At 44.2% G+C, this 15,296-nt stretch carries 13 protein-coding genes, 1 tRNA gene and 1 pseudogene; 10 read left to right on the top strand and 5 right to left on the bottom strand.

Features of this window, described 5'->3' with window-relative positions; translation table 11 throughout:
* The first annotated feature begins 166 nt into the window (after nt 1-166).
* Together M3085_RS13535 and M3085_RS13530 are read left to right on the top strand one after the other, a co-directional pair.
* Complete coding sequence (locus M3085_RS13535; protein ID WP_249053298.1) at nt 167-1,570, top strand: mobilization protein; 1,404 nt, start codon at nt 167-169, stop codon at nt 1,568-1,570.
* A 310-nt stretch (nt 1,571-1,880) separates the two neighbouring features.
* Complete coding sequence (locus M3085_RS13530; RefSeq protein WP_249053297.1) at nt 1,881-2,702, top strand: hypothetical protein; 822 nt, start codon at nt 1,881-1,883, stop codon at nt 2,700-2,702.
* 200 nt (nt 2,703-2,902) lie between these two features.
* On the opposite strand, the gene M3085_RS13525 is transcribed toward M3085_RS13530, so the two are convergent.
* The 3 genes from M3085_RS13525 to rbr all read right to left on the bottom strand — a co-directional run bounded on the left by M3085_RS13525 (nt 2,903) and on the right by rbr (nt 5,415).
* Nucleotides 2,903-2,976, bottom strand: a tRNA-Asp gene (locus M3085_RS13525).
* A gap of 206 nt (nt 2,977-3,182) precedes the next feature.
* Entirely contained in the window at nt 3,183-4,463 is a 1,281-nt protein-coding gene (gene eno, locus M3085_RS13520) for a phosphopyruvate hydratase (protein ID WP_178256874.1), read from the bottom strand.
* A gap of 373 nt (nt 4,464-4,836) precedes the next feature.
* Nucleotides 4,837-5,415, bottom strand: coding sequence for a rubrerythrin (gene rbr / locus M3085_RS13515; protein WP_191710883.1), 579 nt, complete (start codon nt 5,413-5,415; stop codon nt 4,837-4,839).
* A gap of 219 nt (nt 5,416-5,634) precedes the next feature.
* Here rbr and M3085_RS13510 point away from each other — a divergent pair, with 219 nt between their 5' ends.
* Nucleotides 5,635-7,350 (top strand): SulP family inorganic anion transporter, encoded by a 1,716-nt coding sequence (locus M3085_RS13510; RefSeq protein ID WP_178256872.1) that lies wholly within the window; start codon nt 5,635-5,637, stop codon nt 7,348-7,350.
* A 221-nt stretch (nt 7,351-7,571) separates the two neighbouring features.
* On the opposite strand, the pseudogene M3085_RS13505 reads toward M3085_RS13510, so the two are convergent.
* Nucleotides 7,572-7,784: pseudogene (locus M3085_RS13505) on the bottom strand (helix-turn-helix domain-containing protein); the annotation flags it as partial.
* Nucleotides 7,744-8,502, bottom strand: coding sequence for a hypothetical protein (locus M3085_RS13500; RefSeq protein WP_249053296.1), 759 nt, complete (start codon nt 8,500-8,502; stop codon nt 7,744-7,746). The gene M3085_RS13500 and the pseudogene M3085_RS13505, both read right to left, overlap by 41 nt.
* Nucleotides 8,503-8,855: 353 nt before the next feature.
* On the opposite strand from M3085_RS13500, the gene M3085_RS13495 reads away from it, so the two are divergent.
* The 7 genes from M3085_RS13495 to M3085_RS13465 all read left to right on the top strand — a co-directional run bounded on the left by M3085_RS13495 (nt 8,856) and on the right by M3085_RS13465 (nt 15,193).
* Nucleotides 8,856-9,011 (top strand): bacteriocin-type signal sequence, encoded by a 156-nt coding sequence (locus M3085_RS13495; RefSeq protein WP_249053295.1) that lies wholly within the window; start codon nt 8,856-8,858, stop codon nt 9,009-9,011.
* Nucleotides 9,012-9,061: 50 nt separating this feature from the next.
* The gene (locus M3085_RS13490; RefSeq protein WP_249053294.1) at nt 9,062-9,619 is read left to right on the top strand and encodes a metalloprotease family protein; all 558 of its coding nucleotides are present in this window, start codon (nt 9,062-9,064) and stop codon (nt 9,617-9,619) included.
* A gap of 203 nt (nt 9,620-9,822) precedes the next feature.
* Nucleotides 9,823-10,992 (top strand): HlyD family secretion protein, encoded by a 1,170-nt coding sequence (locus M3085_RS13485; protein ID WP_249053293.1) that lies wholly within the window; start codon nt 9,823-9,825, stop codon nt 10,990-10,992.
* Between the two features lie 28 nt (nt 10,993-11,020).
* On the top strand, nt 11,021-13,186 hold the full coding sequence (locus tag M3085_RS13480; RefSeq protein ID WP_249053292.1) for a peptidase domain-containing ABC transporter: 2,166 nt from the start codon (nt 11,021-11,023) through the stop codon (nt 13,184-13,186).
* 42 nt (nt 13,187-13,228) lie between these two features.
* A complete protein-coding gene (locus M3085_RS13475) occupies nt 13,229-13,408 on the top strand; it encodes a class IIb bacteriocin, lactobin A/cerein 7B family (RefSeq protein ID WP_249053291.1) in 180 nt (59 codons plus the stop codon).
* 5 nt (nt 13,409-13,413) lie between these two features.
* Nucleotides 13,414-13,578 (top strand): hypothetical protein, encoded by a 165-nt coding sequence (locus M3085_RS13470; RefSeq protein ID WP_249053290.1) that lies wholly within the window; start codon nt 13,414-13,416, stop codon nt 13,576-13,578.
* Between the two features lie 289 nt (nt 13,579-13,867).
* Nucleotides 13,868-15,193 (top strand): TolC family protein, encoded by a 1,326-nt coding sequence (locus M3085_RS13465; protein ID WP_249053289.1) that lies wholly within the window; start codon nt 13,868-13,870, stop codon nt 15,191-15,193.
* Nucleotides 15,194-15,296: the final 103 nt, after the last annotated feature.

Below are 15,296 nucleotides of genomic sequence, written 5' to 3'. Positions count from 1 at the left end.
ACTGCCCTAAGAACCCGGCAAGGGCTTTCAGCCCTATGCAACCCGACCAAAGAGTGACCCTCTCTTTGGAAACTCCGCTTATGGGTTTCACCCCTAAGAACCCCCTGCGGTTATGAGCGGAAAGCAGCAAACCAAATTAGTAATAACCGAATCAAAAATTGAAAAGATGGCAACAAAATCAAGCATACATATCAAGCCTTGCAACGTGGCATCAAGCGAGGCTCATAACCGGAGGACTGCCGAGTATATGCGCAACATCGGCAAGTCCAAAATCTACATCGTGTCCGAACTTACGGCTGATAACGAACAATGGATAAATCCGGATTTCGGCAGTCCCGAATTGCAGACGCACTATGAGAACATCAAACGCATGGTCAAAGAAAAGACAGGCCGTGCCATGCAGGAAAAAGAACGTGAGCGCAAAGGGAAGAATGGCAAGATTATCAAGGTGGCGGGATGCTCACCCATCCGTGAGGGAGTATTGCTTATCAGACCGGACACGACACTGGAGGATGTGCGTAGGTTTGGCGAGGAGTGCCAAAAACGATGGGGTATCACTCCGCTTCAAATCTTCTTGCACAAAGACGAGGGGCATTGGCTGAACGGTCAGCCTGCACCGGAGGACAGGGAGAGTTTTCAAGTAGGCGAAAGATGGTTCAAGCCGAATTACCATGCCCATATCGTATTCGACTGGATGAACCACGATACAGGCAAGAGCCGCAAACTCAATGACGAGGATATGACCGAAATGCAAAACTTGGCATCCGACATCCTGCTGATGGAACGTGGACAGTCAAAGGCTGTAACAGGCAAGGAGCATCTGGAGAGGAACGACTTCATCATTGAGAAGCAGAAAGCCGAATTGCAACGCATGGATGCTGCAAAACGGCACAAAGAAGAACAGATAAATCTTGCCGAACAGGAACTTCGTCAGGTGAAATCGGAGATACGCACGGACAAGCTCAAAGGTGCAGCCACCGATGCTGCTACGGTCATAGTAAGCGGAGTGGGTTCTCTTTTCGGCAGCGGGAAAATGAAGAAGCTGGAGCAGTCCAATGATGAACTGCGTCAGGAAATTGCCAAACGGGATAAGGGAATTGATGACTTGAAAGCCCAAATGCGGCACATGCAGGAACAGCACGGCAAACAGATACGCAATCTGCAAGGGATGCACCATCAAGAACTTGAAGCCAAAGACAAGGAAATATCACGGCTGAATGCTATTCTTGAAAAGGCTTTCAAATGGTTCCCGATGCTCAGGGAGATGCTGAGAATGGAGAAACTGTGCGCAGCCATCGGCTTCACCAAAGAAATGATAGAGAGCCTTTTGACGAAGAAAGAGGCTATCAGGTGCAACGGCAGGATTTATTCCGAAGAACACAGACGAAAGTTTGACATCAAGAATGATGTTTTCAAGGTAGAAAGGAATCCGACCGATAACAATAAATTGGTTCTGACCATAAACAGGCAACCGATTAGCGAATGGTTCAAGGAACAATGGGAGAAATTTCGGCAAGGTTTGCGGCAGTCAGTGGAAGAACCGAGAAAAAGTAGAGGATTTAGGATGTAATTCAATAGTATTTGATTGGATTTCAATAAAATTCTGTATTTTTGCAGACGGATTGAGGCAACTCTTTCCAAGACATAAGAGAAAAAGAAGAAGCGTTATGCTTATCTTGTACTTGAAAACGTAGGAAATTTTCAAATTGGATACAAGGATAGCATAGTGGTTCTCACGCTATAGCGTGGGCCGCTTTGTTACATCTGTATCCAAGGTTTCCTACGACCTTCAAGTTAAGACGTGGCATAGTTGGCTCACGTTTTCAATATATTATTAACATCTTGATAGGGTCAATCGAGAATATATAATAATTTAGAATATGAATAAACTTATCACCTCCTTTTTCATTATCATTAGTCTGTTTATCTCAGCATGCAACAGTGATAATAACGAAAATGAACTAATCTCCCCATTCGGCCTTGAAAAGACCTATTATGAAGTAAGATTGTGGCACGGCATTACTGAGATTCCCATTACCAATGGAAGCGGCGACATCAGCCTGTCCGTAGCGGATGAAACGATAATAGAAGCCAATGAAGTTCTGAACGAAGGAGGAAGCGTCTATGTTTCCCTGCAAGGCAAACAGAAAGGAAGCACCACGCTTACTCTGACGGACAACGTGACGGGCGACAAGGAAACGGTCGAAGTGAAAGTAACGGATTGCTATATCGCATACGGCATTGCCGAAAGCAATCACCCTACGCTGACTTCAAACCTTAGGCTCTATTTGGTAAACAACCAGGCACGTGATTGCTATTTCTTTACAATGGACTACATCCAGCACCAATTGAATAATACCCCGATTGCCAAAGGCACTTATGAGTTTTTTGTCAAGAAGGACGGGGAGAAAGCTGTTCTCTATTTGCGTCTGAATTATTCAGCCGATGAATTCGGAAACTTTGCGCAAAATGCTCCGATGGAAGCCCACGAATTCGCTTTGTCGTTCAATAATAATTCTCAAGAAGTACTGGATATTATCAGAGGCTATTTAGATGTGGATTGGGAGGAACTCATCAGCAATGCCACTACAAAAAGCGTTCCACCAAGAGACTACACAATGATACTGACTGTTCCCGAAACAGACTATAAAATAATAGGAGCATTTGCAACAACGTCCATTCCTGAACATATTCTGAATTGATGATGACAGATTAAGCAAATAAACCTGCATATCATATAAAGCAAATGAAGAAAGAAAACTTGTTTCCCTTTTCGTTTGCTTTATTTTTATCTGCTACCTAAAAGATGATTCATTAAATAATATAAAAACACCCGACTTTACATTCTTGGGTGTAAAATCGGGTGCTTATTTTATAAAACATTGATTTCCAATGTTTATTGCGGTGCGTACGGGACTCGAACCCGTGACCCCATGCGTGACAGGCATGTATTCTAACCAACTGAACTAACGCACCATTAAGTTTTTTGTTTTTATCGTTGCTATCTCTCTCGATTGCGTTGCAAAGGTACGACTAATTTTGGAATCTGCAAATGTTTTGGCAAACTTTTTTCAAAAAAAATTCTTTGTGCCTGATTTTCAGTAGGGTTTAAATGCAAAAAAAATATACGGATTGAGGTTCGCTCATCCGTATATTCTTTATAAAACCGAAAAGAATGTGTCTTACTTGATGCGTTTGTAGCCGTAAACAGCCAAATCGCCCAGTTCTTCTTCGATGCGAAGCAACTGGTTGTACTTAGCCATGCGGTCGGAACGGCTCAATGAACCGGTCTTGATTTGTCCGCTGTTGGTGGCTACGGCGATGTCGGCAATGGTTGCATCTTCCGTTTCGCCTGAACGGTGAGAGGTTACTGTGGTGTAACCGTGACGGTGTGCCATTTCAATGGCATCGAGCGTTTCGCTCAGCGAACCGATTTGGTTTACCTTGATAAGGATAGAGTTGGCACATCCCGTAGCGATACCTTTTGAGAGGAATTCTACGTTGGTTACAAACAAGTCGTCGCCTACCAGCTGGCAGCGGTTGCCGATGCGTGCCGTCAGTTTTTGCCATCCTTCCCAGTCGTTTTCGCTCATGCCGTCTTCGATAGAGTCGATGGGGTATTTGCTGATCAGTTCTTCCAGATATGCGATTTGTTCGTCAGATGTGCGTTTCTTGCCTTTTTCACCTTCAAAGATGGTATAATCGTATACGCCGTCTTTGTAGAATTCTGAAGAAGCACAGTCCATGCCTATCATTACGTCTTTTCCCGGTTCATATCCGGCTGCGCGGATGGCTGCCAGAATTGACTCAAGGGCATCTTCTGTTCCGTTCAGTGCCGGGGCAAAGCCGCCTTCATCGCCTACTGCCGTGCTGAGTCCGCGGTCGTGTAACACCTTTTTCAGCGCGTGGAACACTTCCGCTCCCATCCGAAGTCCTTCACGGAACGACGGTGCTCCTACCGGGCGAATCATGAATTCTTGGAATGCGATCGGCGCATCGCTGTGCGAACCTCCGTTGATGATGTTCATCATCGGTACGGGCATTACGTAAGTGTTGGTTCCGCCGATGTAGCGGTACAGCGGGATGTTCAGGTAGTTGGCTGCGGCTTTCGCAACGGCGAGCGATACACCGAGAATGGCGTTGGCACCGAGGTTGGACTTGGTTTTTGTACCGTCGAGTTCCAACATTTTTTTATCGATGGCACGCTGGTCGAATGCCGACCATCCGATTAGCGCCGGAGCGATTACGCTGTTTACGTTTTCAACAGCCTTTAATACGCCTTTTCCGCCGTAGCGTTTCGGGTCTTTGTCTCGTAGTTCCAGTGCCTCATGTTCACCGGTTGAGGCTCCTGAAGGTACTGACGCGCGTCCTACAACGCCCGATTCCAATTTTACTTCTACCTCTACGGTAGGGTTTCCGCGTGAATCAAGGATTTCACGTCCTATAATTGCTTTGATTTTCATGTTTTTATTGTTTTAGTAGTTGTTGATTGATATACACAAAGATGGGAAGATTCGGATAGATGCGCAATACCTGAAAATAGGTATTTTCGCCTGTGTTTTTTCTGAATGCAGTGTGTCTTCAAACGCTACCCGTAGCGTTGAGTAATTCATCCGCTTGCGTACCGGAGTTTATCCGCTTAGGTTGGTCGGTTTAACCGCATGTTTTCGGACTCTGATTTTCAGTTGTTTATCTTTGGTCTTATATCAGAGGTGGGAGAGAGGTACCGTCACCCCATCACGGCCGGTTTAGGTCTGCTGAAAAGTAAGTAGTTAACCGTGATGGGAGCGTGACGGATTAAAAAAGTGGATTGCCAGCGCCTTGCGGCGTATTACATTAATAGTTGGTTTTCTTCAGTTCGAAGTATGCCTGAGGGTGCAAGCAAGCCGGACAGATTTCCGGAGCTTCTGTACCTACATACAGGTAACCGCAGTTGCGGCATTGCCATACTACTTCTGTATCTTTCTTAAATACCTTGCCTTCTTCTACGTTTTTAGCCAGAGCGAGATATCTTTCTTCGTGTCCTTTCTCGGCTACTGCGATTTCGCGATACATTTTGGCGATTGCCGGGAAACCTTCTTCATCGGCGATGTCGGCAAATTTCGGGTAATCGAGTGACCATTCTTCGTTTTCTCCTGCAGCGGCAGCTTTCAGGTTTTCAAGTGTGTTGCCGATTACTCCTGAGGGATAGCTGGCTGTGATTTCCACCATTCCGCCTTCCAGCCATTTGAACATGCGTTTAGCGTGTTCTTTTTCTTGGTCAGCAGTTTCGGTAAAGATGGCAGCTATTTGCTCATATCCTTCTTTTTTCGCTGCACTTGCAAAGTAAGTGTAACGCATTCTTGCTTGAGATTCTCCTGCAAATGAAATACCCAGATTCTTCTCAGTTCTTGTTCCTTTGATACTTTTTCCCATAATTATTAGTTATTTAGTTGGTTGATAATTCGTGTTCTTTTTTCTGATTACAAAGATAGTAATTTTATTCAAATTTGTAATCATTACAGCTTATATTTATAATCTATTAATACTTTTTGCCTCTTTGCTAAAAGAAAAACACATTTCAAGCGGGGAATGTTTCTTAAAATATATACTTTTGCACCTCTTTTTACATACAATAACATATTAGGAATTTCTATGAAAGGATTTAATTTTCAGCCGAAACTCTTTGCAACGATGCGGGGTTATACGAAAACAGACCTGACGACCGACGTTATGGCGGGTATCATTGTGGGTATTGTAGCTCTGCCTTTGGCTATTGCTTTCGGCATTGCTTCAGGGGTGAGTCCTGAGAAGGGTATTATTACTGCCATTGTTGCAGGGTTTGTGGTTTCGTTGTTGGGAGGAAGCAAAGTACAGATTGGCGGTCCCACCGGCGCTTTTATCGTTATTATTTACAGCATTATCCAAGAATACGGTATCGAGGGGCTGATGGTGGCCACTATGATGGCGGGAGTGCTTCTTATATTATTGGGAGTGTTCAAGCTGGGTACGATTATCAAATTCATTCCCTATCCGATAATCATCGGGTTTACGAGTGGTATTGCCGTTACGATTTTTACTACGCAGATAGCCGATGTATTCGGGCTGAATTTCGGGGGAGAGAAAGTGCCCGGTGACTTTGTGGGGAAGTGGATGCTGTATGTCCGCCATTTTGATACGGTAAACTGGTGGAATGTTGTGGTGAGTGTAGTCAGTATCCTTATTATTGCCCTTACGCCCAAGTTTTCGAAAAAGATACCCGGTTCGCTGGTAGCCATCGTGGTGGTTACGCTGGCGGTTTACTTGATGAAGGTGTACGGAGGCATTACTGCCGTCGATACCATTGGCGACCGTTTCAGTATTAAGTCGCAGCTTCCCGAAGCGGCTGTTCCTTCACTTAACTGGGAAGCTGTGAAAAATCTGTTTCCGGTAGCTATTACCATTGCCGTATTGGGGGCTATCGAATCGCTGCTTTCGGCTACGGTGGCAGACGGTGTCATTGGCGACCGTCATGATTCGAATACCGAACTTGTAGCACAGGGGGTGGCGAATATTGTTTCGCCGATTTTCGGAGGGATTCCTGCTACCGGTGCGATAGCGCGTACGATGACCAATATTAATAATGGTGGAAAATCTCCGGTGGCAGGTATCGTACATGCCGTCGTGCTGTTGCTCATCTTGCTGTTTCTGATGCCGCTCGCGCAGTATATCCCGATGGCATGTCTTGCCGGGGTATTGGTGGTTGTATCTTATAATATGAGCGGTTGGCGCGTATTCAAGGGCTTGCTGAGAAATCCGAAAGCAGATGTGGTAGTGTTGTTGATCACGTTTTTCCTCACCGTTATTTTCGATTTGACCGTAGCCATCGAAGTAGGCTTGGTTATAGCCTGCGTGCTCTTTATGAAGCGTGTGATGGAAACCACCGAAATATCTGTAATTACCGACGAAATAGACCCGAATAACGAGTCCGACCTCGAAGTACACGAAGAACATCTGATTATTCCGCAGGGGGTAGAAGTGTATGAAATCAACGGTCCTTATTTCTTTGGCATTGCCACCAAGTTTGAAGAAATCATGGCACGGCTGGGCGACCGTCCGAAGATTCGCATCATCCGTATGCGCAAAGTTCCGTTTATCGACTCTACGGGTATTCATAACCTCGATACACTGTGCCGGATGTCGCAAAAAGAAAATATTCATATTATTTTGTCGGGGGTAAACCCACAAGTGCATAGCGTACTTGAAAAGTCCGGATTCTATGAGCTGTTAGGCAAAGAAAACATTTGCAGCAATATAAACGAAGCCATCGAAGTGGCAACGAAGGAGATGGCAGAACTTAATAACCTTGAAAAATCTGTTAACAGCGATTAAGCTGTAGCAGGTTCTTCTTAAAACATGTTATAAAACACCTTTTAAAGGTCGGAATATTTGCGTCATCGCCAAAAGTCCGTATCTTTGCATCGTGTTTTTCATAGTATTAGATTTAAGGTTAACAAAGGTTGGAGTACAGCGGTACTCCTTTTTTTATGCCCTGACTTTTCTATTTGTCTGAAATGTCCTGCCTGCCGTAAGGTTATGTAATTTCCGATACGTTACTTTGCCACCAGCATCAGTCCGACACCTCTCGCGGTCTTAATCTCCACATCCGGATCATCGGTAAAGAGCTTGCGGAGTTTGGTGACAAATACATCGAGGCTACGGGAAGCGAAAAAATCGTCTTCCGTATTCCAGCAGCGGCTCAGGATAGCTTCGCGGCGGATGATCTCATTCTTGTTTCCGGCGAGAAGTTGCAGAATCTTGGCTTCCGTTGTGCAGAAAACTCAATGCCGTGAATATGGTAGTAAGCGGGGTCTTCATGTCATGCACCATCGCGTAGGAAAAATCTTCCCGTATTTGGGAAATCTTATTAATGCGGTTAATGATTTTTATCTGATAGATTATGCAACCAATCACAAAAATCAAGATTATGATTGTTGCTATAATAAGCAATCCCATCTGTCTTAGGAATATTCGATACGGACTTATAATCACCAATTGAATACCTTGTGACAAATCGGATGTAATGGGGATGATTTTAGATTTCATTATTCCCCAATCATGGATATTTCCGTTAAAACCGCTTGAAGATAATACCTTTTGGCTTTTAATATCAATCTTATTTATTAAAATAGGACATAATAGATCTGTCTTTTTTAACATATCAGATACTATTGAATTTATTTTCTTCAAAGAAATTTCTAATCCTATATTAGATAACCCTTCATTAATACTTACGATTTCAGGAGCAAGTTCATTTTTTCTCATGTCAGAATGAATACTGGTTCCTACTATTTCAGTTCCTTTGGGAGCTTCTTGAAATCTTATTGAAATTTCTCTCCGGATAGCTTTAAGAAGAATTGTATTACATTCTTTATATAAATTCTTTTCAAGTGCTGTATATGTATTATATAGCCATAGCATTTGAAGAGCAATAATTGCAATTATACCTATAAAAACAAATATATTAATCTTCTTATGTTTCATGTACGGATTTTTTAAATGCAAAAATAATAACTTTTTAATAACATTATGATAACATAATTATATTGGAATATCTTTGCGATATAAAAAAATAGAAACAATAATTATTTGAATTATGAAACAATGTATATTTGAGTTAAACGATGATTCCATGCGCAATATCTACGGTGGAAAAGAAAAAGAGATTTATTATCTTGATGAGGACGGTAATATAAAGGTTAGAATAATAATTATATAGAAGCAATAACTTTTAACCTAACGATAACATAAAGGTAACATAATTCCTAATGATGTTGGCTTACCTTTGCATCAGAAAAACAAACAAAAAGTATAATAACAATTAAATAGAAATGCGTATGAAAAAGAACGAATTGAAAACTTTAGAGATTGAAGAATTGAAAAGCATGAGTGGAGGAGTGGCACCCGGACCTGATGGTGAAAGCTGTACGGAACATGGGTTGCCGGATTTCTTGAAAAACAAGGCTCTCTTGGATATTCTTAAACTTAGATAGTGGAAGGAGAATCAGAAAGGAGAAGGACACCCTCTTTTATTGATAAGATTATGGAAGAGCAAAAAATCATGTTATCACAATCTGATTTATTTAAGCAAATAATTCAGATTTTTTTCTTACTTGGTATAGTAGGACTAATACCTTATTACTTTTTATGGCATTTTACTTATTTTGAACAAACGTCTCCCACAAATGCTTTAACAGAACTGTTTATTGCTTTAGGAATATTAGTTGTAGCTTTGCTTTTACGTGACATCAATTATATTTTGTGGATTCTTTTAAAGAAAGAAAGGAGAAAAAAAACATCATTCGTGTTTGATTTACGTTTGTTTAAAATTTCATGTCGATATAATGAAACTCTGTCGAAAGTCCAATACAGGTCTTTTTTATTATTTCCATTTCTTCTATGGGGTATGATACCTGTCATTATCTCATTGATAAATGGAAATTTTGCTTGTCTTGTATTTGGTTGCGTGATGTCTGTTGCTTGTTCTGATTGTTTGGCCATTTGGAAAAAAATTCGTTTTTTTAAAAACGATGATTTATTCCATAATTTTCCTGATCATACGGGATTCATTGCATTGCAAAAAGCGAGTAATCAGAGTTGAATGTACAAAATAGAAGGTCGGATGACATAAAACAAATTGAATCTTATTATTTATTGGTAAAGTAAAAATGTAGCACAATGTAATGTTTTAGATTTGAATTTAACCTAACGATAACATAAGCATAACATATCCTCTTTTTTAGAACGGTTACTTTTGTCCTGTGAAAAGGAAACAGAAGTAACCGTTTTTAATTTTAACAAGATATGCTATTACCGAACGAATGGATAGAGAACAGTATCGAGACGTACATCTATCAGCATACAACGAAATCGCAGGTAATCTATTGGGTTGTCCTGCTTGCCGTGACCGTCACACTTGTTGCACTTCCCTTCATCTATGTGGATATCTCCGTACAGGGAAGCGGCGTGGTGAGACCGGTGGCGGAAAAGGCGGAAATTACTTCCTCCATTACCGAAATCGTGGATTCGGTTTTCGTGAAGGAAGGTGACCAAGTGAACAAGGGAGATGTGATTCTCCGGTTCCGCACCAACAATTCGGACTACAAAATCAATTACCAGACCAGCCGATTGAACGACTGCAGCGCACAGCTTGCCGACCTTGCCTTTTTGGCGAAGGGCGAACGTCCGGAACGGTTCAGTTCCCCGGTAAGGCAGCAGGAATATGCCTATTTCATCCGGAAGAAACAGGAACTGGAAACGGCACTGGCACAGGCGGAAAAGGAATACACCCGGAACAGGACGCTTTTTGAGAAGAAGGTCATTTCGGAAGAGGAATACGACAGTTACTACTTCAAGCTGAAAAGCCAGCAGAACGAACTGGCATCACTGGTACAGAGCCAACTCAGCACTTGGCAGGCGGATCAGAACACCTACCGGAACACATACAACGAGATGAACTCCAGCCTGAATCAGGAGATAAAGGACAAGGACATGTACATCGTGCGCAGCCCGGTGGACGGGACGGTAGACCAGTTTTCCGGCGTGTACCGTGGAAGCAGCATTCAGGCAGGTCAGTCGCTGGCGGTTATCAGTCCCGACTCCACGCTCTGCCTGGAGGTCTATGTCACGCCGAGGAACATCGGGTTCATGAGCGTGGGTATGCCGGTGAACGTGCAGGTGGAATCGTTCAATTACAACGAATGGGGAACGATACCGGGAAGAGTAAAGGATATATCATCGGACTTCCTGACGGACAGTCAAGGCAATTCCTTCTACAAGGTGAAATGCGAGATGGAGCGTGACTACCTACAGCTGAAGAACGGAAGGGTAGGGAAACTGAAAAAAGGAATGACGGTGAACGCACACTTCATGGTGACACGCCGTTCGCTGTTCGACCTGCTCTATCAGAAAATGGATGGATGGGTGAACCCGAAACAATATGAGAACGAGACAAGGATAGCGAAGTTAAACTGAATGGAAAAACGAAAAAAACAGAATGACTATGTATAAGAAAGGAATCAAGATAAAACAGCATGACATAACGGACTGCGGCGCGGCATGTCTTGCCTCGGTCTGTGCACATTACGGACTCCAGTTCCCGGTTGCCCGCATCCGGCAATATGCGTTCACAGACCAGAAAGGAACAAATGTGTTGGGACTGGTAGAGGCAGCCAACCGGCTCGAACTTTCGGCGAAAGGCGTGAGGGCACAGTTTGAAGCCCTTGCCATCGTTCCGAAACCGACCATCGCCCATGTGATCGTGCATGAGCGCCTGCAGCACTTCGTGGTCATCTATAAGGTGGAAAAGGGACACATCACCTATATGGATCCGGGAGACGGAAGGATGCACAAGGTGACGGATGAAGAATTCAAGAGGATGTGGACGGGCGTGCTTGTGCTGATGGAACCGGAAGAGACCTTCAAGAAAGGGAACATGAAAACCAGCATGACGCGGAAGTTCTTCTCGCTGCTGGCACCACACAAGAGCGTCATGATGCAGGCGGTGTTCGGGGCGTTGGTATACAGTATTCTCGGACTATCCACTTCGGTATATGTGGGCAAGATTACCGACTACGTGCTGGTGGACGGAAACATCAACCTGCTCAACCTGATGGGCGTGGTGATGATTGTCATCCTGATTCTCCGCACCTTTATCGGAGCCATGAAGAGCATCTTGGCACTGAAGACCGGGCAGCGCATCGATGCCGCCTTGATATTAGGGTATTACAAGCACCTGTTGACACTCCCGCAACAGTTCTTCGACACGATGCGTGTGGGTGAGATCATCTCGCGTGTGAACGATGCGGTGAAAATCCGGAACTTCATCAACAACGTGTCGCTTGACTTGGTGGTGAACATGATGATCCTGCTTTTCTCCGTAGGTCTGATGTTCGTGTATTCGTGGGAGCTTGCTCTTGTGACGCTGGCATCCGCACCGCTTTTCCTGCTTATCTTCTGGGGTTTCAACCGGTTGAACCGGAAATACCAGCGTGGTATTATGGAGAGCAGCGCGGACTTGGAGGCACAACTGGTGGAATCCATCAACTCCATCTCCACCATCAAGCGTTTCGGCATCGAGGACTTTGCCAACCTGAAGACGGAAACCCGCTTCGTGCATCTGTTGAAGAACACGTTCCGCAGCATTTACGGAGCGATCATGGCACAGGGTGGCATCCAGTTCGTCTCCACAGCCATCACCATTGCGGTGCTTTGGATGGGAAGCGTGCTGGTCATCGACAAGGAACTGACACCGGGAACGCTGATGGTATTCTATTCGCTTATTAGCTACGTCATTTCACCCATCGGCTCGCTGATATCTTCCAACCAGACCATTCAGGACGCGCTGATTGCAGCCGACCGCCTGTTTCAGATTATGGACTTAGAGCGTGAACAGGACGACAGCCAAAAGATAGAGCTTGAACCGGACATGATCGGTGACATCACGTTTGAGAACGTGTCGTTCCGTTACGGTTCGCGGAAAGAAGTGTTCAAAGGACTTGACCTGAAGATAGAGAAAGGAAAGACCACCGCTGTCATCGGCGAGAGCGGTTCGGGAAAAACTACGCTGATCTCCCTTTTGCAGCATATCTATCCCATCCAGTCCGGGCAGATCCGCATCGGAGAATATGACATCGCCCAGATAAGCAACCGGAGCCTCCGTCGCCGGGTGGGGACTGTTCCGCAGCAGATTGAGCTGTTTGCCGGGACAATCATCGAGAACATTGCGGTGGGCGACCTGCAGCCGGACATGAAACGGATTGTAGACCTTGTGGAACAACTCGGACTGAAGGATTTCATCGAACGTCTGCCCAACGGATATATGACCTACATCGGCGAGCACGGGGCTTCCCTTTCCGGGGGAGAACGGCAGCGCATCGCCATCGCACGCGCCCTGTATAAGGAACCGGAGATTCTGATTTTTGATGAAGCGACCTCCTCGCTGGATTCCATATCGGAGAAGCACGTGAAGCAGACGCTGGACGCACTGGCTAAACGGGGAAAGACCGTCATTGTCATAGCGCACCGCCTGAGCACGGTGAAGAACGCGGACATGATTGTAGTGCTCGACAAAGGGCAGGTAGCCGAGACGGGAACGCACAAGGAACTGTTCAATTCCGGCGGCATCTACAGCCGGTTGTGGAACGAGCAGTTTGATGAATTAGGTTAAATTAAATAGATAAATTAAATATTAATGTTAAACTTTATGAGTATGAAAGAAACAAATTTGTGTATGCAGGAATTGAATCTGCAAGAAATGAAAAATGTAAATGGTGGTATTTTCCCTATCGTGATTTTGGGAGTAGCAATTTCAGGTAAAGTAGCGGCTGCTACTGTTGCTGCAGCTGCTTTTGCTGCCGGTTGTTATGTTGGATATGTACAAAATAAGTAATTGGTATGAGTAATAAAATTATGTGTAATTTGTCTCTTGAAGATTGTGAGAATATTAATGGCGGTTTTATTGTGACTATAATTGCTATAGGAACTGTGGCTGGTTCTGTATTTGCTTGCTATGAACTCGGAAAGGCTACAGGAGAGTTTATTGCTGAAATAACAAAATAATATATGTTACACTTTATAGAACCATTGAAAAGACTCTTCCAAGAAAATGAATTCTTTAGATATATCATACTTTTGGGAGTGATAGCTCTTTCTATTATTATCATCTATTATGGTGGTAAGGAAATTGGAAAAATTGTAGCTATGTTTATTAAGTAATTGTTTTATTGAAAGAATGGCGTATATCGTACGCCATTCTTTCTTAACCTATTGATAACTTTCCGATAACATCGTCCGTGGCTTTGTCTGTCTACTTTTGTAGAGCAAAAAAACGAATAAGAAAGGACGAAATATGAAAGGATTAGTATCTATACTGGCTTTTGCCGGATTATTAGCCTGTCAGGGAAATGTACAGGCACAAGTGAAAAAGTGGACGCTTGCAGAGTGTATCGACTATGCAGTGACACACAACATTGAGGTAAAACAAAGTGATAACCAGATTCAGAGCCTGAAAGTACAGAAGAATACATTAAGAAACAGTTTCCTCCCGGATTTGAATGCAGGTGCCTCGCAGAACTTCACATTCGGACGCTCGCTGAACCAGAACAACATGTATGAGAACAGCAACATACAGAACTCTTCTTTCTCTGTAACTACGGAAATCCCGATATTTGCCGGATTCAAGCGGACGGCATCCATTGCGCAGAACCGCTTCGATCTGCTTGCTGCAGAGGCGAACCGGGAACTGATAGAGAACAACCTGTCGCTGAACGTGGCTGGAGCCTATTTCCAGATTCTTCTGAACAAGGAAATCTACCGTATAGCATTGGAACAGATACAGCTGACCAAGGAACAGGAAACCTGCACGCAGCTTCTTATCGAGAACGGGAAGGCTGCCGAATCACAACTTTATGATGTGCGTGCACAGCTGGCGGATGACGAACTGACCGCTACCGAAGCGAGAAATTCCCTCCGGCTCGCCTATCTTGACCTGGCACAACTGATGGAGCTGAAAGGGCATGGACAGTTTGATATTGATTCGCTTGGCGGAGAGATTGCCATCGCCGACACGCTGAGTCCGGTGAGCATCTATCAGTCCGCCCTGACCTGTATGCCTCAGATACGTCAGGCATATTACACCCTGCAGAGTAAGACAAAAGGCATCCGGATAGCCAAGTCCGGATATTACCCGACCCTTTCATTCGCAGCCGGAATCAACACGAACTATTACGACAACGGGAGCGGACTGGGCGAGACGTTCCGGAGGCAGCTTAACAACAACATGCAGAAAAGCCTGTGCTTTACAATCAGCATCCCGTTGTTCGATCGGTTTTCCACGCGGAACCAGGTGAGGTCGGCACGTATCGATGAGGATAACGCGAGACTGTCATTGGATAACGAGAAAAAGCAGTTGTACAAAGACATCGAGCAGGCTTATACGGATGCGATATCCGCATTCGAGAAATACCGTTCCACCACGAAAGCAGTAATAGCTAATCAGGAAGCGCATCGGTATGCCTTGGAAAAATATGCAGCCGGGAAATCGACTGTATTCGAATACAATGAAATCAAGATGAAACTTGCCGACGCACTTTCGCAACAGTCACAGGCTAAATATACCTATCTGCTGAAAGACCGTATCGGATGCTTACGAAAAAATAGAGGATTCAGAATATAAGCGAAAAGAGGCTATCTCAAAATAGAATTGCAAAAGTAAAAATCTTATAGATTGAAACTTAGAAGTAAAAAAACTTCTGCTTTAGCCTTTGTTTATTGTAATT

Origin of the sequence: Bacteroides caecicola (genome assembly GCF_023337095.1) — a bacterium.
Taxonomy (GTDB): Bacteria; Bacteroidota; Bacteroidia; order Bacteroidales; family Bacteroidaceae; genus Phocaeicola; species Phocaeicola gallinarum.
The sequence above is the reverse complement of the archived record's forward strand: the minus strand, read 5'-3'. Positions and strand labels throughout refer to the sequence as shown.